The following is a 22621-nucleotide window of genomic DNA, read 5'->3' as shown; positions in this document are numbered from 1 at the left end:
CGCCATTCCCTTACTGCCCGTCCTGGAGACTGCCATGCGTCCGCTTTCCCTGTTGTCCTCCCTCGCGCTTTCGGCCGTATTCGCGAGCCTGCCGGCGCTCGCTCATGACCATGCCGTGCTGCGCGGCCGGCTGGTCTTCGCCGATCATGAGAAGCCGGTCGTGCGCGTGCTCGATCTCGATACCGGCGAGGTCACGCACAGCTTCGACCTGTCCAAAGCCAATCCCGGTTTCGCCACCGCGCAGGGCGGCCGCTTCGTCGTGATCAAGACCGGCGACGATGCCGGCACGATCCGCTTCCTCGACACCGGCCTGACGATCGAATCGCATGGCGACCACAACGACATCGAGAAGGGGGCGGTGAAGCTCGTCGACCTGACGCTGACCGGCCAGAAACCAGCCCATGTCATCTCGGGCCATGGCCAACTCGCTTTGTTCTATGACGGCATCCGCCCCTGGGACGGCCAGAGCACGGCGAAGGCGGTGCTGGTCGCGATCAACGATCTTGCCAAGGACAAGCCGGCGCTGACGGAATGGCCGAGCCCGGGCCCGCAGCACGGCATCGTCGTGCCGATGGGCGAGGGGCGCTGGCTGATGTCGGTGCCGAACCCAGCCTACGTCAAAGGCGATGACCGCAGCGCCTCGTCTCGGCCGGATGGCTTCGAGATCCTCGACCGGACCAAGGGCGGCTGGGCCAGGCTCGCCAGCTTCAACGACCCGGCCAAGGCGGACGCCTCCTGCAAGCTCTATCACGGCCATGCCGCGGCCGATGGCCGGCATGTCTTCGGCTGCGCCGAAGGCGAGGGCGGTGGCATGCTGGTGCTGTCGCAGGCCGGCGCCAAGTTCAGCGCGCACAAGCTCGCCTATCCGGACGAGCGCCGGATCAGCGCGATCAAGGCGAAGACCGGCGCGAAGTTCATGGTCGCCAATTACGGCAAGACCTCGCCCTATGACGGCCTGCTCAGGGTCGACCCCGCCGCCAAGTCGCTGACCTCGGCCGATGTCCTGCCGGTGCCGGGCGGCCAGTCGGCCTGCCAGTTCGAACTCTCTGCCAATGGCCGGCGGCTCGCCAATCTGACGCCGGACGGCAAGCTGCGGGTCTATGACGTTGCCGCCTGGAAGGAGCTTGCCAGCTTCGACGCTGTGCCGGCTTTCGACTGCCAGTACGGGGCGAAGACGCCGACGCCGTCGCTCGCGGTTGTCGGCGGCAGCGCCTATGTCAGCGATCCCGGCAATGGCCGCATCCGCGAGTACAATCTCGAGACGCTGAAGCAGGCGCTCGACCTCCCGGTCGAGGGCATGCCGGCCAATCTCGCCGGAAGCGATGCGGGCTGAATACCGATAGGCTTCCGTTCAGCATCCGGGGTATAGGCATCCCGGATGCTGCAACGTCTTCCTCGCCACAGCCGCCAGGTCATTGCCTATGCCTTCTCCGGCGGGGTGACGGCCGTCGCGCATTACGCGCTGCTGATCGGCCTCGTCGAGCTCGGCGGGGTCGATCCCGTCCCGGCCTCGCTTGCGGGCTTTGCGCTCGGCGCGGTCGTCTCCTACACGCTGAACCGCTGGCTCACCTTCGAGGCGACGCGGACCCATGGCGAGGCGAGCTGGCGCTTCGGCCTGATCGCCTTCGGTGGCTTCCTGCTGACCGGCGTGCTGATGCACCTTTTCGTCAAGGTCGCCGGCCTGCCGTATCTGCCGATGCAGGTGGTCACCACGCTGATCGTGATGATCTTCACCTTCGCCGGGCACAAATTCTTCTCCTTCGCCGACCGGGCGGAGTGAGAGCCTGCTCCGCTTCTAGGACTGGACACCGCTCAAGGTCTTGCGCCCCGCAGCGAGGTCGGCAAGCAGCGCGACATGGACATCGAGGGCATCGACGATCCTGTATCCCGGGTCCTGCCCATCGAAAGCCAGATTGAGATCGGTTCCGGCGAGAACGATGGCGTCGGCCCCGGCGGCGACCATGCGCCGTCCTGCATCGAGAAACAGCTCCTGTTGTGAGGCTGAGCAGGTGCCGGCGACGGCGACGTCTTGGTAGGCTTGGCCGAGGATCTCGATCTCGTCGTCCAGCGCCAAAGCCTCGGTGCGGGCGAGCTGGCCGTAAAGGCGCGTGCGCATCACCACCCTCGTGCCGAGCAGCCCGACCCGCTTGATACCCTGATCGACGAAATAGGCGTCGAGCGGGGCGACGGCAGAGACGATCGGCAAAGGCGACATGGCCGCCAATTCATCGAAGCAGAAATGCGCGCCGAGCGAGGACAGGGCGGCGCAATCGCAGCCCGCGTCCTTCAAGCGGGTGACGAGAGGCAGAAACGCCTGCGCCTGTTCGGCCCTGCGGTCGGCGAGATTGTTACGGATCAGTTCATGGATCTCGCCGTGGACGATCGTGAGCTCGAGTTTCGGCACGCCCCGCGCCGCTGCAGCTGCTGTCAGGCGCTGGTAGTAGACCACCGTCGCCGCAACGCCGATGCCTCCGATCAAGCCGATATGCATTGGATCCCTCGCGTGATCAGGCCTTGCCGGCTGCGTAGAGCGCCCAGCCGATGAGGCCGAGGGTCGCGACGCTCGAGACCGTGCGGATGTGATTCCACAGCGTCCAGGGGATCGAATAGCTCTCCCAGACCGTGCGAGCAGCCTCGATCTCTGTGGGGATCCCCGTCCGGGCGAGCCTTTCATTCATCGGGACATTGAGCACCATCGTGACCAGGAAGGTGCCGACGAGATAGGCGATGGCCGCAAGCGCCAGCAGAAGGGCGACATCGTGCAGGCCCTGTGCTCGCCACAGCCCGGCGGCGATGAGCGCCACCACCGGCGTGCCGAAGAAGGCCGGGAAGAAGATCGCATTGCGCACGATGATGTTGATGCTCTGCATCGACGCGATCGCGGCCTTCGGATCGACCGCGTCGAGCGCCCACATAACCGACATCGAATAGGCGTAGAAAAAGCCGGCCATGGCGCCGGCCAGCACCAGCGCGACGAAGGTGAGAGCGAGCGCGAGCGAGGCCATGGCGTCAAACCTCCGGTATGAGCTGCTTCCTGGCCGAAAAGGCCATGCGATGCGGGTTGTGGCCGAAATTCTGGCGGCGCGCGACGCCCTTGAAGCCGGCCGCCTCGACCAGCGCGGCGATGCCGACGGCGCTGTAGGTCGAAAGACCGTATTGGGCGCGCAGCTTGCGGTAGTCCGAGAAGGCGGTGCGGACCAGCCCGCCGAGCGCCGCGACGAGGAAGCCGCCGCGCCAGGCGAAGCCGAGCAGCTCGGTCGCGTCGGTCAGCGGCGAGAGGGCGGGCGGGATGACGTCGGCGAGGATGAGCTCGCCGCCCGGCTTCAGCTTGGCGAGCCAGGTCGCCAGCGCCCGCTTCAATTCGTCCTCGCTCAAATACTGGATCAGCGAGTTGGCGACGACGAGATCGAGCGAATCATCCGGCAGCGCCTCAACCTCTTCCGGCGAGACGACCGAGAGATTGGCGAGCGCGCCGAAGCGGGTTCTCAACTTGTCGCGGACGGTCGGCGCTGCCTCGCACAGAATCAGCCTGCCGCTGGCCGTGGCGACGAGATCGGCCGAGAGCGCTTCGCCGCAGCCGACATCGAGGACGGCGGCGTCCTTCGAGGGGACGGCGGCGGCGATGTCCTGCGCGATGCGGCGATAATGCAGGGCCTTGTGACGATCCGAGACGTAGATCGCATGCTCGCCATTCCAGAAATCACGCCAGGACATCGGGTCTCCGTATCGAGAACGGCGCCGGAAGGTGCCTTTGCCCTAAGCCCTAGCATGGCCGCAGCGACTGTGGAGTCAGGTTGATTGCACGCGGGCTTTACGGGACGGCAGGCGAGACAATAGCTTGCGCGACCGACCGGAGCCTGCCCGACCATGCTGCTGTTGCCGAAACTGCTGAAGCGCTCGATCCGCAAGGGCCGGTTGACCGTGATCGCGCCGGATGGAAAGCGGCATGTCTTCGGGCCGGGCCGGACCGAGTTCCCCTTCGCCGGCAAGCCCGTCGTCGCCGGTGAGGTGACGGTGCGCTTCAAGGATACGAAGATCGAGCGCGAGCTCTTCCTCAATCCGGAGCTGGCGCTGGCCGAAGGCTATATGGACGAGCGGATCGAGTTCGAGGACGGCTCGACCATCCACGACCTGCTGACGTTGTTCTGGATCCAGCGCAGCGAACTGCGCAAGCATCCGCTCCAGGCGGCGATCCGCAAGATCCGCTTCAAAATCCGGCGCTGGCGGATGCACAACCCGCTCGGCGTCGCCGGCAGACGAGTCAAGCACCACTACGACATCCCGACCGATTTCTACCGGCTCTGGCTCGACGAGACGATGACCTATTCCTGTGCCTATTGGCATAGCCCCGAGGTCGGACTGGAGAACGCGCAGAAGGCGAAGCTCCGGCACCTGGCCGCCAAGCTGAAGATCGAGCCGGGCATGCGCGTGCTCGACATCGGCTCGGGCTGGGGCGAGCTTTCGATCTATCTCGCCAAGGCCTGCGGGGCGAAGGTCACCGGCCTCAACGTCTCGCCCGACCAGATGGCGGCGGCGCAGAAGCGGGCCGAGGCTGCCGGCGTCGGCGATGCCGTCAGCTTCATCAACAAGGATTATCGCGAGCTGACCGGGAGCTTCGACCGCATCGTCTCGGTCGGCATGATGGAGCATGTCGGCGTCGCGCATTACCTCGAATATTTCGAGAAGATCCGCGACCTGCTCACCCCGGACGGGATCGCGCTCGTCCACTGCATCGGCCGCGTCGGCCCGCCCGGCTTCACCGGCCCGTTCTTCGACAAGTACATCTTCCCGGGTGGCTATGCCCCGGCGCTGTCGGAGGTCTTCGCCGCGGTCGAGCAGACCGGGCTCTGGCATTCCGACTGCGAGTTCTGGCGCCGGCACTATCACTGGACGCTGGAGGCCTGGCGCGAGCGCTTCATGGCGCACCGCCCGGAGGTGGTCGCGATGCTCGGCGAGCGCTTCGCAAGGATGTGGGAGTTCTACCTTTCCGCCTGCTCGATCTCCTTCGACATCGGCGGCGACATGGTCTTCCAGCTGCTGCTTGGCCCGCACAAGAGCGCCGTGCCGGTGATCCGGGACTACATCACGGAAGCCGAAGCCGAGCTGGAACAGCGGGGCTTCTAGCGATGGCCGGACATTTGCCGATCGGGCAGGTCTCGGACCTGCTGCGCGAGGTCGCGGCTGAGGTGGTGATGCCGCGCTTCCGGAAGCTGGCGGAGGCCGAGGTTCGAGTGAAATCACCCGGCGAGGAGGTCACGATCGCCGACGAGGAAGCCGAGCGGCTTCTGAATGTCCGGCTGCCGACACTCCTGCCTGGATCGCGGGTGATCGGGGAAGAAGCGGTCTCGGCCCAGCCGGAGCTGTTGCAGGGGCTGGGCGAGGGCACCGTCTTCGTGGTCGACCCCGTCGATGGCACCGCCAATTTCGTTAAGGGCAGCCCGTGCTTCTCGATGATGGTGGCGCTGCTGCGCGAGGGCGAGCCCGTCGCCTCGTGGATGCTGAGCCCGGCGACCGATACGCTGCATGTCGCCGAGCGCGGCGCCGGCGCCTGGATCAATGGCGAGCCCGTCAGAGTCGGGCAGCCACCGCAGTGGACTGCGCTGCGCGGCGGCGTGCTGACCCGCTTCCTGCCCGCCGAGATCACGGCGCGGGTGCAGGCCAATGGCCGCGATCTCGCCGCCATCCTGCCGGGTATGCACTGCGCCGGCGAGGAATATCCCGCGATCGTGCGCGGCGAGCAGCATTTCGTCGTGTTCTGGCGCGGTTTGCCTTGGGACCATGCGCCGGGCACGCTCTTCCTCGAAGAGGCCGGCGGCCGGGCGGCCCGTTTCGACGGGCGCCCCTACAGACCGGCCGAGCAAGGCTTCGGCATCCTGGCAGCGCAATCGCCGGAGCTGTGGGACGAGCTGCAGCGACGGCTTTTCGCGGAAGATTAATGGCAGGCTTCGCCCACGCAGTGGATCAGGGCCTGCGCCAGATATAGCGTATGTCGGGCTCACGCTCTTCATTGCGCGTCCCGTCCGTCAGCTCTGCCGCGACGAAGCCCTGCCGTTCATAGAAGCGACGGGCGATGGCGTTGCGCTGAAATGTCCAGAGGTTCAGCTCGGGGTAACGATCCCGCGCGATCTCCAGCAAGGCGCTGCCCACACCCTGGCCCTGATAGGCCGGCAGCACGTAAAGCTGGTCGATCCAGCCATGACGGAAGGCGATGAAGCCGGCCAGCGCCGGGCCGTGGACACTGCCCCACACTTCGCATTCGTCGAAGACCACGCTCCCGAAATAGGCACGGTCTTCCTCGGGCGTATGGAGCCCCGCTAGCCAGGGTAGGCGATCGTCGAAACTCGCGCGGTGCACGGCAGCCACCGCGTCCATGTCACTTCGCTGGAGCCTGGTCGGGTGACTGAGCATTCTCCCGCGTAGCAGAGGCTCGCTCAGCCCGGCAACGGTTGGTCGATCGCACTCAAAACCCCGCCGGCTTGCACCGCGAGGGTTTGAGGCAGAACGCCATCCGAGGGAGGGCGCGGGGCTAAGGCGGCGTCGCAGTCGACGGCTGCGTGCCGAATGTCGATGTCGAATTGTCGAGGCAGCGCCACTGGCCACTGCCCGAACCCCGCGCGCGGTTCTCTGTGAGCTTTCGGCGTCTGTTTATGTCCGGCGGGACCGGGACCGCATGTCCCGAACGACGATCACCCTCCGCAGCTACGTTGGACCCGCAACAGTCCTTTCGCCACGGACACCGCTCTCCCGCCCGGCCTCATGATGCCTCGCGAAGCCCCCTCGGTTCGGGCGGGACGGGGAGAAGCATACGTGAGGTTTTTGCAGCGGGGATTGATTGGGGAGTTGTCCCCGCATGAGGTCGCCGCGCGTGAAGCAGAAGCGCGGGGAACCCTCTCCTGGAAGGAGAGGGCAGGGTGAGGTGTAGGCCCTGTGACCAGTGCCGTGAGCGCTCACCACGCGGTTGGGTTCAGGCTCACGATTTCCCTCCGAACACCTCACCGCTGCCCCTCTCCTTACAGGAGAGGGGTTCCGCGTCGCGGTTGCCGTGGTTTCTGCAGAAGCTGGGCTATGGCGCCCTTGTCGCTCAATACTAAGGAATTGACCTAAGTATTGAGTCCGCCTATCACTGCCTCGCGCAGACCGCTGCGCAGCCGTCGGCAGGGAGGAAGGCTGTGACACCGCAAATCGGCGCCAGTGCGCAGCAGGCGCCCCATCCTGTCGTCGTGGACCAGGTCTTCCGGGCCTTGTCCGATCCGACGCGGCGGCATGTTCTGGAGCGCCTGACCGCGCGGCCGGCTTCGGTGAGCGAACTCGCCGCACCCTATGCCATGGCCCTGCCGTCCTTCGTCGAGCACCTGAAGGTGCTCGAAACAAGCGGTCTCGTGCGCTCGCACAAGACCGGGCGCGTCAGAACCTACGAGCTGGCTACGGACCAGCTGAAGCTCGCCGAGGATTGGCTCGGGCGCCAGCGCAACCTCTGGGAGCGCCGCCTCGACCAGTTCGACGCCTATGTCATGACCCTGAAGGAAGAGGAGAGCAAATGACCTTGCCTGCGATCACGATCAATCCCGAGCTCGACCTTGTGCTCGAACGCAAGCTCGACGTCCCGGTCGAGCTGGTCTGGCGTGCCTGGACGACGCCGGAGCACCTGCGCAACTGGTTCGCGCCGAAGCCGTGGGCGATCTCCGCCTTGGACCTCGACCTGCGTCCCGGCGGCGCGATCAACTTCACCATGCGCTCGCCCGAGGGCCAGGAGTTCGCCAACACCCAGTGCTATCTCGAGGTGAAGCCGCTGGAGCGGCTGGTCATGACCGACACGCTGCTCGGCGGTTATCGGCCTTCGCCGAACCCATTCTTCACCGCCATCCTGGATCTCGCCAGTGATGGCAACGGCACGCATTATCGGGCCGTCGCCATCCATGGCAATGATGCCAGCCGCAAGCAGCACGAAGAGATGGGCTTCCACGAAGGCTGGGGCACGGTCGTCAGCCAGATGGTCGAGTACATCAAGGCCGGGCGCCTCCAGCCCTGACAGGCGCACGGACCGATCGATCCCGAGGGCGGCGCCGTGGCGCCGTCCTCGCCCGTCAGCGCTTCGCGCCGCCTTCTTCCCCGTAGGGAAGGGAAACCCGCTCAACCCGGCAACGATTGGTCGGCCGCGCTCAAAAGCCCCGCCAGCTCATGCCGCGAGGGTTTGAGGCAGAACGCCATCCGAGGGAGGGCGCGGGGCTAAGGTGGCGTCGCAGTCGACGGCTGCGTGCCGAATGTCGATGTCGATGATGTCGAGCCAGCGTTACGGGTCGCTGCCCGAGCCCGCGCGACGGCAGAATTGAAAGCGGGGATGCTCGCCGCGGGGGCGAGCGGCCGGCGTGCGGTCAGGCGCTGACGATTTTGCGGCGTGCCTTGGGCTTGGCGGGTGCCAGGGCCTGCGCCTCGCGCTCCAGTGCTTCCTTTTGCAGCCGCAATTGCCTCAGCTTCGCTGTATTCGCATCGCGGGCCTGGGCGATGCTGTCAGCCTCGGAGATGATCCGGTTGCGGGCAAGCGACTGGGTCTGCACCTTCAGGAAGTTGTTGTCGGCATCGGTGCGCTGCTTTGAATGATCAGCCAAGATGGCCTCCCGTTAGTTTCGCTGGTGAGGTCAGGCACAAAAAAGGCCAAGCATGCGCTTGGCCTTCCCTTGGAAGTCATTCCAGTCAGTGGTGCCGGTACATCCATGGTCACCGCGACGAATGACGTCCGGATCACGCAGCCTGAAGCTGCTCAGCGGCCATCTTGCCCGACTTGTTGTCGCGAGCGACCTCGAAGCTGATCTTCTGGCCTTCCTGCAGATCGCGCATTCCAGCGCGCTCGACAGCGGAGATATGGACGAAGACGTCCTGGCTGCCGTCGTCAGGCTGAATGAAGCCGAAGCCCTTGGTGGAATTGAACCATTTCACTGTGCCGGTGGCCATTGAAGAACCCTCCTATTGGCAATACCTGTCGTCCGCCATGCGATTGCTCGGCGGATTCAGAACGATTTCGAAAGGGGGAGTTCATCAGAAGCGTGCCGAAGCACGAAAATAAAACCGACCGTCCAAGCAAATATCGACGAGGACAATCTACGTTTTTCTGAGCGAGATGTCAATCGTCGCTCTTGTTTTTCATTTCCACTGCGTCGAATTCAGGGCCTGAACTCGGGTTTTTAGTGAATGAAGACCAGATTTAAAACCCGAGTTCAGTGAATTTTTGCAGTATCATCTGCTTCGTTATTTTTCAGGGTCGGTGCGGGCGAGCGGGCTCGCGCCTCACCTCTTCAGAGTGGCGATCGCCACTCCAGCCAGCGCCATCGCGCTGCCGATCAGGCCGAGTCCGGTCGGGATATCGCCGAGCCATGGCGCGCTCGACCAGCAGGACGTCCCAGCCCCTCTCCTCCTGGGAGAGGGGCTCCTCAGCGAATCTCAGCCCGCCGGCATCGCTGACGTGTCGAGGAAGACGGCCTCGAAGGTGTGGCCGTCGCCGTCCTCGAAGGCGCGGTTGTAGAGCCAGCCCATATCCATTGCCGGACGCGGATCGGCCTTGCCGCCGGCATCTGCCGCAGCCTTGACCACCGCATCGACCGCAGCGCGGCTCTCCTGCGTGAGCGCCAGCAACACCTGCGCCCCGGCATGGGCGTCGGCGACGGGCTTTGCGGTGAAGGTCGCGAAGTAGTCGCGGCTCAGCAGTTGAAAGGTGATCGTCTCGGACCAGACCATGCTCGAGGACTGGTGATCGCTGAAATCGGGGTTCTGCGTGCAGCCGATCGCCTCGTAGACGCGGGTCGCGGCAGCGATGTCGGTGACGGGCAGGTTGATGAAGATCATCTTGGACATGGTGGTTCTCCTTCTTGCTGGGGTGGGGGGACGTCAGAGGTTCTGCTGCAGGATCCGCCCGTTCGGGTGGACGCAGATCAGCTCTAGCCGGCTTTCGCCGACATTCTCGAAGCGATGCGGGACGTCCGGCGATGCGACGATGATGTCGCCGGGATAACCGCGGGTGGTTTCGCCACCGACGGTGAACTCGGCCTCGCCCTTCTGGACGATCCAGGTCTCGGAATAGGGGTGGACATGCATCATCGAGCCCTGGCCCGGCTCGGCATCGACCATGAAGAACGAGATCGGCCCGCCGAGCGCTTGCCCCTCGAAGCGTAGCGTGCGGTTGGCGCCGCGCTGCTGGTCCTGTGCACGAAGGATATTGAACATCGCTGCCTCCCTGGCTGCCAGTGATTTATCTTCACGAGAAGATATCTATCGCAGGGGTATCTTCCCGTCAAGATAAATATCTTTGCGCAGAGATATCTTGGCCAAAGGGCACGTGCCGTGTATGTCTCACCGTTGGGGCAGCGACGGCCAAGGCACGGAAATGACGAACGAATCGGGGAATCTGGAAGAGGTGGGCGAGGACCATGTCGACCGCCTGCGCCGGCAATGGGCGCGGGAACTGCCCGGCCTCAACACCGAGCCGATGGCGATCCTCGGCCGGGCTTTTCGGCTCGGCAACATGATCCGGCCCAGCATCGAGGCGACCTTCGCCGGCTTCGGGCTCGATCGCGGCGAGTTCGACGTGATCGGGACCTTGCGCCGGTCCGGCCCGCCTTACCGGCTGACGCCGACCGAGATGTACGCGCTCCTGATGATCTCCTCGGGCGGGCTGACCCACCGGCTCGACCGGCTGGAGAAGGCCGGGCTGATCCGACGGGAAAAGTCGCCGCAGGACGGGCGCAGCGTGCAGGTCGCCCTGACGGAAAAGGGCTCGGCGCTGGCCGAGCAGGCGTTTCGGACCGACATGGCGAGCGAGCTCGCTTTCCTTGAGCCGCTCGATGCGCAGGAGCGGGAGATGCTGGCGGGGCTGCTGCGGAAGCTGATCCTCGGGGTCGAGCAAATGGCGGCGACACGGGGACCGCAGTGAAGACCCGTCATGCTCGGGCTTGTCCCGAGCATCTCAGACCAGGTGAGGCTCCAATCCGCGCCTTCTCGTCACGAGATTCTCGGGCCTGCGCTTCGCTTCGCCCGAGAATGACGACGTGTTCACCGCTTCAAATTGACGATCACCACGCCGGCTAGCGCCATGGCGCCGCCGATCAGGCCGAGCGTCGTCGGGATCTCGCCGAGCCAAAGGAAGCTGATCAGCATCGCCGCCGGGGGCACGCAGTACTGGAAGTTGGAGGCGCGGGCGGCCGGCAGGCGCGACAGGGTGATCGCCCAGGTGCCGTAGGCGACGACGCTCGAGACCAAAGCGAGCCAGACCACAGACCAGATCGCCTGCGCCGGGGCGGCCGGCAGTTGCTGCAGCGCGCCGGGCAGGAAGGGGGTGAGGGCGAGCCCGCCGAGCGCCATGTTCCAGGCCGCGACGGTGAGCGGCTTGTGGCGGGCGAAGAGCGGCTTCTGGACCACGGTCGAGACCGAGTTGCACAGGGCGGCGCCAAGGATCAGCAGGACGCTGACGCCGATATTGAGGTCGAGCCCGTTGCCGAGCGCGATCACGCCGATGCCGGCGAAAGCGATTGCCGTGCCGAGCCAGGCGATCAGGCTGAAGCGCTCGTTCAGGACCAGCATGGCGAGCGCCGCCGTCATGATCGGGTTGGTGTTGATGATGAAGCTCGCCGCGCCCGCCGGAACGACGCGCTGGCCGAGATTGAGGAAGATCGCATAGAGCGCGATGAAGACGATGCCGCCGGTGAGGAAGCGCCAGATGTCGGCGCGCTCGGGCAGCTTCGGGCGCATCACGATCAGGAAGAGCGCGGCGAACACGCCGGCGATGGCAAAGCGCAGGGCAGCCAGTTCGAGCGCGCCGAAGCCGGCAAGGCCGGCCCGGATCGCCGGGAAGGAGGAGGCCCAGGCGATGACGGTGAAGGGAATGGTGAAGAGCAGCATGGCGTCGAGGGTGGAGCCTGGCCGGGAAGACGCGGCGGAGGGTACGGTTGTCATGACGAGCCCCTTTCGGGCGAATGACGGTTCGCCCCCGATAGACGCCTCAGTGAGCTGATTGACAAACGAGTAATTCAATGACGAGCTGTGAGCATGGATCACAGCTCGCCACTTCCGCCTTTGGACACGCTGCGCGCCTTCGAGGCCGCTGCCCGCTCCGGCAGCTTCTCGGCCGCAGCCGAGGCGCTGAACCTGACCCATGGCGCGATCTCGCGGCAGGTCGCCAAGCTCGAGCATTGGCTGGGCCTGCGCGTGTTCGAGCGCCAGGCGCGCGGGGTCGCGCTGACGCCGGAGGGGCAGCGCCTGTTCCAGCGCACGCAGGAGGCCTTCCAGGTCTTCGCCGACTCGTCCGACCGCTGGAGCGAGCCGCGCGGGACGGCGGTGGTGCGCTTCAGCGCGACGCCGTCGGTCTGCTCGCTCTGGCTGATGCCGCGCTGGCAGCTTCTGGAGAGCGGCGATCCCGCCGTGCGGATCATGCTGCAGGTCGACCATCGCAAGGTCGACCTCGAGGAGGAGGGGATCGACCTCGCCATTCGCTGCGGCCGCGGCGGCACGCCGGGACGGGTCTCGGTGCAGCTCTTCGAGGAATGGTGCTACCCGATCGCCTCGCCGGAGCTGGCCAGGGCGATCGGCGACGGCAAGCCGGAGCGCTTCCTCGACCAGCCGCTGATCCATGATTCGGACGCCGCCGGCTGGCGCGCCTGGTTCAATGCACAGGGGCTCGACTTCCGGCCGCGCCAGCAGGACCGGAGGTTCGAGGACTACAACCTCGTCCTCGATGCCGCCGCCAGCGGGCTCGGCGTGGCGTTGTCGCGCCCGCCCTTGGCGCAGGCGCAGGTCGATGCCGGGCGGATCGCCAGGGTCGACCAGCGCACGGCGCTCAACCCGGTCTCCTATTGGCTCGACCGGCCGATGGGCCAGCCGCGGCCGGCGGCGGTGGCGCTGGCGACGCGGATCGCAAGCGAGGCCGGGCTGCCGGCGAGCAAGCTGGCGGGGTTCCTGCGGCAGGAGGCGAAGGCGGCCTGAAATCGCTCCGGTCAGATCGTTTCGATCCAATTTTGGGGCTTCCGGATCGGGCGCAACCCTCCCCCTTGTGGGGGAGGGTTGGGAGGGGGGTATGCAGGGCTCCGCCCGTTTGAGGGGCTCGACTGCAAAGCCGATGTTTCCCCCGCGCGGCTGACTACCCCCCTCTCCAGCTCTCCCCCACAAGGGGGGAGAGGGTGCGTTGCGGCTCCAGTGCCAATAAAGGACCGGTGTCGTTGGAGGCCGAGTGGTCCAGATGCGCCCGCATCTCCTCGGCCAGGGCAAAAAACCGGTCGCGCACCGGCCGCGCATGCGGGTTGGCCTGCTCGATCGCCATGAAGACGCCGGGGCTGTCATGACGCACCATCTCGGTGGCGCGCATCAGGAGGTCGAAGCTCGCCGTGGTCATCCGGCGCGGCAAGGGCTCCATCTTAACCAGGATCTTGGCGATGAGATGGGTCAGGCCCTGGACCAGCGCCGCCTCGCGGTCGTGCGCCTCTGGCGTCGTCATGATCACCTGAAGGCGAAGCACACGGCGCAGGAAGGCGGCGATACGCCAGGCGCTGCGCCCCCTGATCGGGCAGATCGCGATCTTGAGGCCGGCAATGCCGTCGCGCCCGCTCTGCGGACCGAAGAGCGGGTGCGTGCCGACGATCTCGACGTGATCGGGCAGCTCGGCCAGCATGGTCGCTGCCGGGCCGATCTTGACCGAGCCGACATCGATGACGATCGCGCCGGCACGCAGATGCGGCCGCAGGGTCGCGATTGCCTCCGAGAGCGCCGCGACCGGCACGGCGAGGATGACGATGTCGCAGGCGGCGATCCCGGCCGGTGCGGCGGCAATGATGCCGCCCGCGGCTGCGTCGGCCGGCAATGCCGGATCGAAGGCGAGCAGTCGGCAATGCGGTCGCAGATGGCGGGCGATCAGGCGGCCGAAGGCGCCGAAGCCCATCAGGCCGACGGAAGGATTGTGGTTTTTCGGGATAAGCATCGCGTTGTCCTCGGGAGGGGCCGCGATGCCGGGTGACTGCCTGATTTCAACCGCCAGCGCGGCGGTTGAGCATGGGAGTGCGACCGCCTTCTATGAGGACGGCGCGTAATAGTTGCGGGCGAGCAGGCAGGGACCAGTCATGGCGCGCTTAGAGCGCGGGCGGGCGGGCCTGTCAATCACAGGGGCGGAGAATAGTCGGTCGGCATCAGCACCCGGTCCTCGATCGCGCCGACGAGGTCGCCGTGCTCGATGACGCTGACACGCTTGATTTCGATCCATTCGGGGTCGGCCATGAATGCGGTCCAGCGCGCCGTCTTGGTCTCGAGATCGGGCCAGGCGAGGAGATAGGCGAACTCGGTACGCCCGGCGCTCCTGGTCTCCCACATCGCCAGGATGCGGAAGCCGTGGCGGGCCATGATCCGGCTGGCATGATCTCTGAAGCGGGCGTGGAACGCCGCCTTGTTGCGTTCGAAGATCTCGTTGATGCGCAACTGGTGGATCATGGCGAGCTCCCTGGAGCATTTCCGCGTTTCTTCGAATCGCGGAAATGCTCCATCTTCTTATCCTATCGCATTTTTTTTCACGCGAACCGGTGCCCACTTCGCTCGAAAATGCTCTAGTCAGGCGGCCTTCTTCGCCTTCTCCGCTTCCATCAGCTCGACGAAGCGGGCGAAGAGGTAGTGGCTGTCCTGCGGGCCGGGCGAAGCTTCCGGATGGTGCTGGACGCTGAAGGCCGGGCGGTCGTTCAGGGCGATGCCGCAGTTCGAGCCGTCGAACAGCGAGACATGGGTCTCGGTCGCGTTGGCCGGCAGCGTGGCGGGATCAACCGCGAAGCCATGGTTCATCGAGACGATCTCGACCTTGCCGGTGGTCTTGTCCTGACCGGATGATTGGCGCCGTGATGACCCTGCTTCATCTTCATGGTCTGGCCGCCGATGGCGAGCGCCAGCATCTGGTGGCCGAGGCAGATGCCGAAGGTCGGGATCTTGCGATCGAGCAATTCCTTGATCACCGGCACGGCGTATTCGCCGGTCGCGGCCGGGTCGCCCGGGCCGTTCGACAGGAAGACGCCGTCGGGATTGAGCGCGAGGATGTCCTTGGCTGATGCTGTCGAGGGCACGACCTCGACCTCGCAGCCGGCCTTGGCCAGCAGGCGCAGGATGTTGCGCTTGACGCCGTAGTCGATGGCGACGACGCGGTGGGCCGCAGACTCGCGCTTGCCATAGCCGCGCGGCCACTGCCAGGGCGTCTCGTCCCAGTCATAGCGCTGGGTCGCGGCGACGAGCGGGACGAGGTCGAGACCGGCCATGTCGGGCAGGGCGGCCGCCTCTTTCTTCAGGCGCTCGATGTCGAAATTGCCGGCGGGATCATGGGCGATGACGGCGTTGGGCATGCCGTTCTCGCGGATCAGCGTGGTCAACGCGCGGGTGTCGACGCCGCAGATGCCGACGATGTTGCGGGCCTTGAGCCAGGCGTCGAGATGCTTGGCCGCACGCCAGTTCGAGGGCTGCGTCACCTCGGCATGCAGCACGATGCCGCGCACGCCGGAGGAGGCGGCGGCGTTGACCGTCTCGGTGTCCTCTTCGTTGACGCCGACATTGCCGATATGCGGGAAGGTGAAGGTGATGATCTGCCCGGCATAGGACGGGTCGGTCAGGATTTCCTGATAGCCGGTCATTGCCGTGTTGAAGCAGACCTCGCCGGGCGCCTGCGCGATCGCGCCGAGGCCGAAGCCTTCGAGCACCGTGCCGTCGGCCAGCACCAGCACCGCGGTCGCGCGCGGCTCGCTCCAGCCTTCTTGCCAGCCCTCTTGCCCGCCTTGCGCGGCGGGGTTTCCTTCATGAGCGGTCATGTCTATGTCTCGTCCAGGCCGCTGGAAGCTGCGGCAAGCGTGAAGGCTGCGCGCGGGTGGCGCTGCCGGTCTGGAGCGCGAGCCTTAATCAGGCGCCCGCGCCCCGTCAATGAATGAAGAAGGTTTGCAACATCATGTCCAACCTGCGTGAGCAGTTCACCGCTGACCTGAAGACCGCGATGAAGGCCGGCGAGAAGGGCAAGGTCTCGACCATTCGCCTGGTCCAGGCGGCGCTGAAGGACAAGGACATCGAGGCGCGCGGGGCCGGCAAGGGCGAGGCGACGCCGGACGAGATTCTCGCGCTGCTGCAGAAGATGATCAAGCAGCGCCAGGAATCGATCGCGATCTACGACGCCAATAGCCGGCCGGAACTGGCTGACGGCGAGCGCGCCGAGGTCGCGGTGATATCCGCCTATCTGCCGAAGCAGATGAGCGACGAGGAGATCAAGGCGGCGATCGAGGAGGTCATCGCCGAGACCGGCGCGGCTTCGGTCAAGGACATGGGGAAAGTGATCGGCGCACTGCGCGGCGCCTTTGCCGGCCAGATGGACTTCGCCAAGGTCTCGCCTATGGTAAAGCAGTTGCTGGGCGGCTGACCCGCGGGCGGCATTTCCGCCACTTCGACGGGCAGCGTTTCGGCAAAGGAGGCTTCCGATGTCGAAACAGCTGATCGCTGTCCTGGCGCTCGGACTGGCCTTGCAAGGCCCGGCCGCCCTTTCCCAGTCACAAGGCTGGAGCACCGGCTACCAGATGGGCACGTCCTATGCTGGGGTGAGCGGTTCCGACGGGACGCGGCTCACCTTCTATTGCGGGGATGCGGCGGCTGCTCGCGCCAACCCGGCGATTGCCGGCGGCCCCTATCTGATGGCCGTTCTGCCCAAGACACAGCTCAAGGAGGCCTTGCCGTCGGCGATCGAGATCGTGACCGATGGCAAGGCGACGCGCGTGCCGGTCAAGGCCCAGGCAGGCATCGACGAAGTCGAATTGACCTGGACACCTGACGGTAGTTTCGGTCTGGCTCAGATGAGCCCGGTGGTGGCGGGCCTGCGCGAGGCGAAGCGGATCGAATTGCGCGCCGCCGAGGCCTCGGTCCTGCTGCCGACGGAGGGCGTGGCGACGGCCCTGGCTGACGATCCGCTGCGCTGTCCGTAAGGAGCCGGCTGCTTACGGCGAATAGCTCGTGCGCTGCATCACGCGCTCCTCGATCGCGCCGACCATGCGGCCGTGCTCGGCGGCGCTGCTGTCCTTGATCCTGGACCATTCCGCATCCTGCATGAAGCGGGCCCAGCGCTCGCGCATCGTCGCCTCGTCGGGCCAGCGCAGCACATAGACGAACTCGGTACGGTCCTTGCCCTTGGCTTCCCACATCGCTGCGATGTCGAAGCCATGGATCTTCATGATGCGGGCGGCATGGTCGCGGAAGCGGGCGTGGAAGGCCTCTTTGTTGCCGTCGAAGATCTCGTAGATGCGCAGTTGCTCGATCATGGTCGCTCGCTCGGTCGCTGAGGCAGGGATGGCGAAGGCGGCCGCCGCGGTGAGCGCGGCCGCAAGCAAGGCTGATCGCCGGATGGGGCGGTGCATGAGCTGAAGCTCCTCGGCTATTGCTGTGCGAGGAGCCTGCCTGCCTGGCTGCTCTCAGTAAAATATATTGTTCGTCCTATTTTGATACTTTTTGCATATCACTGGCTGCCTGCCGAAGCACGGCAAGGAAATTGTCGCGCGCCGGTGCGCTGCGCGTCGCATCCCAGGCAGCGATCAGTTCGACATGCGCCATCTCCGGCGGCGCCTCGACAGCGATCGGCCGGAAGGCAACGCCGGCGCGCGGCATCAGCGCCAGCGAGGCCGGGATCAGCGCGACGCCGAGCCCGCTCGCGACCAGGCTGGCGACAGTCTGCATCTGGCGGGCTTCCTGGGCGATGCGCGGCGAGAATCCGGCGAGCCGGCAGAGCCCGATGATCTGGTCGTGGAAGCCGATGCCGAGCTGGCGGGGCGTGCCGATGAAGTCGTCGCCGGCGAGATCGGCGAGGGCGATGGTCTTGTGTCCAGCGAGCGCGTGATCGTCCGGCAGGGCGGCCAGGATCGGCTCGCGCAGCAGGCATTCGCTCGCGAGCTGCGCGACCATGATGCCAGGCTGGCGCATCAGGCCGATATCCGCCTCGCCGGCGGTGATCGCCGCGAGCTGCTCGCCGGTGGTCGCCTCGCGCAGGATAAGCTCGATGCCGGGGAATTCGGCGCGAAAGCGGCGCAGCGCCAACGGCAGGAGATCATGGGCGGTGCCGACGAAGGTGATAGAGAGGCGGCCGGCCTGGCCGGCGGCGACACGCTGCGCCTCCCTGATGCCGTCGTCGAGCTGGGCGAGGACGCGCCGGGCGGTGACGAGGAACGCCGCGCCGGCAGCTGTGAGCGTGACGCTGCGGTTGCTGCGCTCGAACAGGCGGAGGCCGAGCGCATTCTCAAGCTTGCGGATCGCCTGGCTGAGCGGCGGCTGCGCCATATGCAGCCGCTCGGCCGCGCGGTGGAAATTCAGTTCTTCGGCGACGGCGATGAACTGGCGCAGCAGCCGCGTCTCGATCATCGGGCGCGCTCCTGCCTCGCTTCGCCAGCATGGCTGGCTATCACGCGCTGTGGATTGCGCCAATAATCGGGGGAGCGCTGCGATCGGCGATTGGCACAAGCTCTCCGCATCGCCAGATAGGAAGCCATGAAGTTCCCGCCCTCCGTCCTTGAGGAGATCAAGGCGCGGCTGCCAGTCTCGGCGGTCGTGGGCAAGCGCGTGCGCCTTGCCAAGGCCGGCCGCGAATGGAAGGGGCTTTCGCCCTTCAATGCCGAGAAGACGCCGTCCTTCTTCGTCAACGACCAGAAGGGCTCGTTCTTCGATTTCTCCTCCGGCAAGAACGGCGACATCTTCAAGTTCGTGATGGAGACCGAGGGGCTCTCCTTCCCCGAGGCGGTCGAGAAGCTCGCCTCGGAAGCCGGCGTTGTCTTGCCGAAAGTCTCCGTCGAGGCGCAGGTACAGGAGGAGAAGCGCAAGGGGCTGCATGAGGTCGTCGAGCTCGCGGCGCGCTTCTTCGAGGCCGAACTGCAATCCGAGCGCGGCGGGCTGGCGCGGCGCTACCTTTCCGGGCGCGGGCTGGAAGCGCAGGCGCGCCAGCTCTTTCGCATGGGCTATGCCCCGCCCGACCGATTCGCGCTGCGCGACCATCTCGCGGGCAAGGGCGTCGGCGCGGATGCGATGATGGAGACCGGGCTCCTGGTGCATGGCGAGGAGATCGCCGTACCCTATGACCGTTTCCGCGACCGGGTCATGTTTCCGATCCACGATGCGCGCGGCCGGGTCGTTGCCTTCGGTGGCCGGGCGATGAGCGCCGATGTCCCCGCGAAATACCTGAACTCGCCGGAGACGCCGCTCTTCCACAAGGGCGGGCTGTTGTTCAACCATCACAATGCCCGCAAGGCTGCGCACGACACCGGCCAGGTCATCGTGGTCGAGGGCTATGTCGACGTCATCGCCATGACGCTCGCCGGCTTTCCGCAGGTGGTGGCGCCGCTCGGCACGGCGCTGACAGAGGATCAGCTTTCGCTGCTCTGGCGCATGGCGGGTGAGCCAGTGATCTGCCTCGACGGCGACAAGGCCGGCCGCAAGGCGGCGGGACGGGCGATCGATCTCGCCTTGCCAATGCTCGAGCCGGGACGCTCGCTCTCCTTCGCGTTGCTGCCGGAAGGACAGGATCCCGACGATCTCGCGCGCTCGGGTGGCAAGCAGGCGGTCGCGGAGGTGATCGGCTCGGCGAAACCGCTGGTCGACATGCTCTGGGCCCGCGAGTTCGAGGCGAGCCAGCTTGACACGCCCGAGCGGCGCGCTGCCTTCGAGCGCCGGCTGAAGGAGCCGCTGGGCCTGATCCGTGACGAGGCGACGCGCCGGCATTATCGCCGCGAGATCGACGAGCGGCTCAGCCAGCTCTTCGCGCCACCCCAGCAGGAGCGCTTCGAAGGGCGCCGGCAGGGCGGGTTCAGCGGCAATGCGCGCGGCGGGCGCGGTTTTCAGCGCGCCCCAGAGAGACAGCCGCTGTCGCTGGTGCGGCCGAGCCCGCAGCTCACCAATTCACCGATGCTGCAGCGCAGGCATGGCGAAAATCCCCGAGAGGCGTTCATCCTGCTGGCGCTGGCGAGCCATGCGGATCTGGTCATGCGCTGCGTCGACGAGATCGCCGAGCTTGCGCTCGACGGACTGGCGGCCGAGCGTTTCCGCCAGGCGCTGCTCGAAGCCGCCTTCGATGGCAGCTTCGACCAGGAGGCGTTCGGGCGCAGGCTGGAGCAGACTCGCGTGGCGGAGGCGAGGGCGGCGCTGCTGGCAGTCACCCAGCCGGCCGAGCGGCTGAAACTCCTGCAAACGGCTGATCTGGAATCGGTTTTTGATTCGATTCGTCAGGCTCTCGTCTTGCATCATCGCGCACGAACGCTACATAGCGAGCTGAAGGCAGCCGAACGCGCATTGGCTGACGAACCAACGGAAGCCAATTTCGCCTGGATGAAGGACGTCAAGGCCCGCCTCGAAGCTGTCGAGGGGACCGAGGCCAATCCTGAGGACTGACCAGGCAAGGTGCGTTGCTCATTCGTCGGCAGATCCGGGGTGACTTTCGAGATGGTGCACGATTCATCAATGATGGTCGGCGCTATCTGTGACGGATGAGTAGGTTGGGGTGCGCGGCAGCAACGGCAGCCGCGGCGCCCTTTTCTGCGTCGGAGCGGCTGCATCCGACGCGCAAGATGGCGGAGCGCTGATTTATGGCGACCAAAGTGAGCGAGCGGGACAAGTCCGAAGCGGGTTCCCCGGAAGCGCCCCCGAGCCCGGACAGCCCCCTGCTGGATCTCACCGATCAGGCCGTCAAGCGGATGATCAAGCTCGCCAAGAAGCGCGGCTATGTCACCTATGACGAGTTGAACGAAGTTCTTCCCTCGGAGGAGTTCTCCTCCGAGCAGATCGAGGACGTCCTCGGCCAGCTCAGCGAGCAGGGCATCAACGTCGTCGACAACGAGGATCCGGAAGCTGCCGGCGAGGAGCGGGCCGCGCGCGGCAAGGAAGGCGAAGAGGACGAGGCCGAAGGCGGCGATCTCGTCGAGGCTTCGCGTCCGTCTCTGCCGGTCGAGACCAAGCGCAATCTCGAGCCGACCGAGCGTACCGACGATCCGGTGCGGATGTATCTGCGCGAGATGGGCTCGGTCGAGCTGCTCTCGCGTGAGGGCGAGATCGCGATCGCCAAGCGCATCGAGGCCGGCCGCGAGGCGATGATCGCAGGGCTCTGCGAGAGCCCGCTGACCTTCCAGGCGATCATCATCTGGCGCGACGAGTTGATGGAGGGCAAGGTCCTCCTGCGCGACATCATCGACCTCGAAGCGACCTATGCCGGCCCCGACGGCAAGAATCCGGACCAGATGCCGGGTGAGGGTGAGGAGCCGGCCGAGGCCGAGGAGGCTGCGCCTGAGGGCGAGGCCCCGCCCGAGGGCATGGACGACGACGACATGGAGAACAACGTGTCGCTCTCGGCCATGGAAGCCGAGCTCAAGCCGCGCGTGCTGGAGACCTTCGACTCGATCGCCAGCAACTACACGAAGCTGCGGCGCCTGCAGGACCAGGACATCGCCAACCGGCTGGAGAACACCAAGCTCTCGCCGTCGCAGGATCGCAAATACAAGAAGCTGAAGGACGACATCATCACCGCGGTGAAGTCGCTTTCGCTCAACAACAACCGCATCGAGGCGCTGGTCGAGCAGCTCTACGACATCAACAAGCGCCTGATCTCGCACGAGACCCGCCTGCTGCGCCTGGCCGAGAGCTATGGCGTCGGCCGCGAGGACTTCCTGAAGCAGCATATCGGCGCCGAGCTCGATCCGAAGTGGCTGCTGCGCGTCTCCAAGCTCGGCTCGCGCGGCTGGAGGGAGTTCGTCGCGCAGGAGAAGGAGCGCATCCGCGAGCTGCGCGAGGACGTCCATACCCTGGCGTCGGAGACCGGCCTGGAGATCCAGGAGTTCCGCAAGATCGTGCTGATGGTCCAGAAGGGCGAGCGCGAGGCCAGGCAGGCGAAGAAGGAGATGATCGAGGCCAATCTGCGTCTCGTGATCTCGATCGCCAAGAAGTACACCAACCGCGGCCTGCAGTTCCTCGACCTCATCCAGGAAGGGAACATCGGCCTGATGAAGGCGGTCGACAAGTTCGAGTACCGCCGGGGTTATAAGTTCTCCACGTACGCTACATGGTGGATCCGGCAGGCGATCACCCGTTCGATCGCCGACCAGGCCCGCACCATCCGCATCCCGGTGCACATGATCGAGACGATCAACAAGATCGTCCGGACCTCGCGCCAGATGCTGCACGAGATCGGCCGCGAGCCGACCCCGGAGGAGCTGGCCGAGAAGCTCGCCATGCCGCTGGAGAAGGTGCGCAAGGTCCTGAAGATCGCCAAGGAGCCGATCTCGCTGGAGACCCCGATCGGCGACGAGGAGGATTCGCATCTCGGCGACTTCATCGAGGACAAGAACGCGATCCTGCCGATCGATGCGGCGATCCAGAGCAATCTACGCGAGACCACGACGCGCGTGCTCGCCTCGCTCACCCCGCGCGAGGAGCGCGTGCTGCGCATGCGCTTCGGCATCGGTATGAACACCGACCACACCCTCGAAGAGGTCGGCCAGCAGTTCAGCGTCACCCGCGAGCGCATCCGGCAGATCGAGGCGAAGGCGCTGCGCAAGCTCAAGCACCCGAGCCGCAGCCGGAAGCTCAGGAGCTTCCTGGACAACTAGTCGCCCGGCTTCTGGCC

General features: G+C 66.0%; 25 protein-coding genes and 1 pseudogene. 12 read left to right on the top strand and 14 right to left on the bottom strand.

Going from position 1 to position 22621, the window contains the following annotated elements:
• The first annotated feature begins 34 nt into the window (after positions 1 to 34).
• Positions 35 to 1333: a YncE family protein gene (locus QO058_RS06545; protein WP_284171185.1), complete on the top strand. Its 1299-nt coding sequence runs from the start codon at positions 35 to 37 to the stop codon at positions 1331 to 1333.
• Positions 1334 to 1378: 45 nt separating this feature from the next.
• Positions 1379 to 1780: a GtrA family protein gene (locus QO058_RS06540; protein ID WP_284171184.1), complete on the top strand. Its 402-nt coding sequence runs from the start codon at positions 1379 to 1381 to the stop codon at positions 1778 to 1780.
• 15 nt (positions 1781 to 1795) lie between these two features.
• Here QO058_RS06540 and QO058_RS06535 read toward each other — a convergent pair whose 3' ends face one another.
• Genes QO058_RS06535 through QO058_RS06525 form a run of 3 tightly spaced genes read right to left on the bottom strand, consistent with a single transcriptional unit; the run spans position 1796 to position 3714 of the window.
• Positions 1796 to 2491 carry an aspartate/glutamate racemase family protein gene (locus QO058_RS06535; RefSeq protein WP_284171182.1) on the bottom strand — a complete coding sequence of 232 codons (696 nt, stop codon included), beginning with the start codon at positions 2489 to 2491 and terminating at the stop codon, positions 1796 to 1798.
• A 16-nt stretch (positions 2492 to 2507) separates the two neighbouring features.
• Positions 2508 to 3005: an anthrone oxygenase family protein gene (locus QO058_RS06530; protein ID WP_284171180.1), complete on the bottom strand. Its 498-nt coding sequence runs from the start codon at positions 3003 to 3005 to the stop codon at positions 2508 to 2510.
• Between the two features lie 4 nt (positions 3006 to 3009).
• Positions 3010 to 3714: a class I SAM-dependent methyltransferase gene (locus QO058_RS06525; RefSeq protein WP_284171179.1), complete on the bottom strand. Its 705-nt coding sequence runs from the start codon at positions 3712 to 3714 to the stop codon at positions 3010 to 3012.
• A 153-nt stretch (positions 3715 to 3867) separates the two neighbouring features.
• Here QO058_RS06525 and QO058_RS06520 point away from each other — a divergent pair, with 153 nt between their 5' ends.
• Both QO058_RS06520 and QO058_RS06515 read left to right on the top strand, forming a co-directional pair.
• Positions 3868 to 5124 (top strand): SAM-dependent methyltransferase, encoded by a 1257-nt coding sequence (locus tag QO058_RS06520; RefSeq protein ID WP_284171177.1) that lies wholly within the window; start codon positions 3868 to 3870, stop codon positions 5122 to 5124.
• Between the two features lie 2 nt (positions 5125 to 5126).
• On the top strand, positions 5127 to 5936 hold the full coding sequence (locus tag QO058_RS06515; protein ID WP_284171176.1) for an inositol monophosphatase family protein: 810 nt from the start codon (positions 5127 to 5129) through the stop codon (positions 5934 to 5936).
• A 25-nt stretch (positions 5937 to 5961) separates the two neighbouring features.
• On the opposite strand, the gene QO058_RS06510 is transcribed toward QO058_RS06515, so the two are convergent.
• Entirely contained in the window at positions 5962 to 6372 is a 411-nt protein-coding gene (locus QO058_RS06510; protein ID WP_284171174.1) for a GNAT family N-acetyltransferase, read from the bottom strand.
• A gap of 797 nt (positions 6373 to 7169) precedes the next feature.
• On the opposite strand from QO058_RS06510, the gene QO058_RS06505 reads away from it, so the two are divergent.
• Together QO058_RS06505 and QO058_RS06500 are read left to right on the top strand one after the other, a co-directional pair.
• Positions 7170 to 7541 carry an ArsR/SmtB family transcription factor gene (locus QO058_RS06505; protein WP_284171173.1) on the top strand — a complete coding sequence of 124 codons (372 nt, stop codon included), beginning with the start codon at positions 7170 to 7172 and terminating at the stop codon, positions 7539 to 7541.
• Complete coding sequence (locus tag QO058_RS06500) at positions 7538 to 8029, top strand: SRPBCC family protein (RefSeq protein ID WP_284171172.1); 492 nt, start codon at positions 7538 to 7540, stop codon at positions 8027 to 8029. Before QO058_RS06505 ends, QO058_RS06500 begins: the two co-directional genes overlap by 4 nt.
• A 343-nt stretch (positions 8030 to 8372) precedes the next feature.
• On the opposite strand, the gene QO058_RS06495 is transcribed toward QO058_RS06500, so the two are convergent.
• The 4 genes from QO058_RS06495 to QO058_RS06480 all read right to left on the bottom strand — a co-directional run bounded on the left by QO058_RS06495 (position 8373) and on the right by QO058_RS06480 (position 10215).
• On the bottom strand, positions 8373 to 8606 hold the full coding sequence (locus tag QO058_RS06495) for a hypothetical protein (RefSeq protein ID WP_284171171.1): 234 nt from the start codon (positions 8604 to 8606) through the stop codon (positions 8373 to 8375).
• A gap of 133 nt (positions 8607 to 8739) precedes the next feature.
• Entirely contained in the window at positions 8740 to 8949 is a 210-nt protein-coding gene (locus tag QO058_RS06490) for a cold-shock protein (protein ID WP_057190805.1), read from the bottom strand.
• A 486-nt stretch (positions 8950 to 9435) separates the two neighbouring features.
• Complete coding sequence (locus tag QO058_RS06485) at positions 9436 to 9846, bottom strand: VOC family protein (RefSeq protein WP_284171170.1); 411 nt, start codon at positions 9844 to 9846, stop codon at positions 9436 to 9438.
• Positions 9847 to 9879: 33 nt separating this feature from the next.
• On the bottom strand, positions 9880 to 10215 hold the full coding sequence (locus QO058_RS06480; RefSeq protein WP_284171169.1) for a cupin domain-containing protein: 336 nt from the start codon (positions 10213 to 10215) through the stop codon (positions 9880 to 9882).
• Positions 10216 to 10375: 160 nt separating this feature from the next.
• Between QO058_RS06480 and QO058_RS06475 the strand changes: the two genes are divergently transcribed.
• Complete coding sequence (locus QO058_RS06475) at positions 10376 to 10921, top strand: MarR family winged helix-turn-helix transcriptional regulator (protein WP_284171168.1); 546 nt, start codon at positions 10376 to 10378, stop codon at positions 10919 to 10921.
• Between the two features lie 119 nt (positions 10922 to 11040).
• Here QO058_RS06475 and QO058_RS06470 read toward each other — a convergent pair whose 3' ends face one another.
• Positions 11041 to 11940, bottom strand: a complete 900-nt coding sequence (locus tag QO058_RS06470) for a DMT family transporter (protein ID WP_284171167.1) — start codon at positions 11938 to 11940, stop codon at positions 11041 to 11043.
• 93 nt (positions 11941 to 12033) lie between these two features.
• Here QO058_RS06470 and QO058_RS06465 point away from each other — a divergent pair, with 93 nt between their 5' ends.
• Positions 12034 to 12966, top strand: a complete 933-nt coding sequence (locus tag QO058_RS06465) for a LysR family transcriptional regulator (protein WP_284171166.1) — start codon at positions 12034 to 12036, stop codon at positions 12964 to 12966.
• A gap of 154 nt (positions 12967 to 13120) precedes the next feature.
• Here QO058_RS06465 and QO058_RS06460 read toward each other — a convergent pair whose 3' ends face one another.
• From QO058_RS06460 to carA, 3 genes and pseudogenes are all read right to left on the bottom strand, one after another.
• On the bottom strand, positions 13121 to 13954 hold the full coding sequence (locus tag QO058_RS06460; protein WP_284171165.1) for a prephenate dehydrogenase: 834 nt from the start codon (positions 13952 to 13954) through the stop codon (positions 13121 to 13123).
• Between the two features lie 176 nt (positions 13955 to 14130).
• Positions 14131 to 14457: an NIPSNAP family protein gene (locus QO058_RS06455; RefSeq protein WP_284171164.1), complete on the bottom strand. Its 327-nt coding sequence runs from the start codon at positions 14455 to 14457 to the stop codon at positions 14131 to 14133.
• Positions 14458 to 14574: 117 nt separating this feature from the next.
• A pseudogene (gene carA, locus QO058_RS06450) lies at positions 14575 to 15806 on the bottom strand (glutamine-hydrolyzing carbamoyl-phosphate synthase small subunit).
• Between the two features lie 134 nt (positions 15807 to 15940).
• Between carA and QO058_RS06445 the strand changes: the two are divergent.
• Both QO058_RS06445 and QO058_RS06440 read left to right on the top strand, forming a co-directional pair.
• Positions 15941 to 16402: a GatB/YqeY domain-containing protein gene (locus QO058_RS06445; RefSeq protein WP_284171163.1), complete on the top strand. Its 462-nt coding sequence runs from the start codon at positions 15941 to 15943 to the stop codon at positions 16400 to 16402.
• 58 nt (positions 16403 to 16460) lie between these two features.
• Positions 16461 to 16958 (top strand): hypothetical protein, encoded by a 498-nt coding sequence (locus QO058_RS06440; protein WP_284171161.1) that lies wholly within the window; start codon positions 16461 to 16463, stop codon positions 16956 to 16958.
• A gap of 12 nt (positions 16959 to 16970) precedes the next feature.
• Here QO058_RS06440 and QO058_RS06435 read toward each other — a convergent pair whose 3' ends face one another.
• Positions 16971 to 17387 carry an NIPSNAP family protein gene (locus QO058_RS06435; protein WP_284171160.1) on the bottom strand — a complete coding sequence of 139 codons (417 nt, stop codon included), beginning with the start codon at positions 17385 to 17387 and terminating at the stop codon, positions 16971 to 16973.
• Between the two features lie 76 nt (positions 17388 to 17463).
• The gene (locus tag QO058_RS06430) at positions 17464 to 18381 is read right to left on the bottom strand and encodes a LysR substrate-binding domain-containing protein (protein WP_284171158.1); all 918 of its coding nucleotides are present in this window, start codon (positions 18379 to 18381) and stop codon (positions 17464 to 17466) included.
• 126 nt (positions 18382 to 18507) lie between these two features.
• On the opposite strand from QO058_RS06430, the gene dnaG reads away from it, so the two are divergent.
• Together dnaG and rpoD are read left to right on the top strand one after the other, a co-directional pair.
• Positions 18508 to 20397 (top strand): DNA primase, encoded by a 1890-nt coding sequence (gene dnaG / locus QO058_RS06425; RefSeq protein ID WP_284171157.1) that lies wholly within the window; start codon positions 18508 to 18510, stop codon positions 20395 to 20397.
• 194 nt (positions 20398 to 20591) lie between these two features.
• Positions 20592 to 22604, top strand: coding sequence for an RNA polymerase sigma factor RpoD (rpoD, locus tag QO058_RS06420; RefSeq protein WP_284171156.1), 2013 nt, complete (start codon positions 20592 to 20594; stop codon positions 22602 to 22604).
• Positions 22605 to 22621: the final 17 nt, after the last annotated feature.

It is taken from the genome of Bosea vestrisii (assembly GCF_030144325.1).
Classification (GTDB): domain Bacteria; phylum Pseudomonadota; class Alphaproteobacteria; order Rhizobiales; family Beijerinckiaceae; genus Allobosea; species Allobosea vestrisii_A.
The sequence above is the reverse complement of the archived record's forward strand: the minus strand, read 5'-3'. Positions and strand labels throughout refer to the sequence as shown.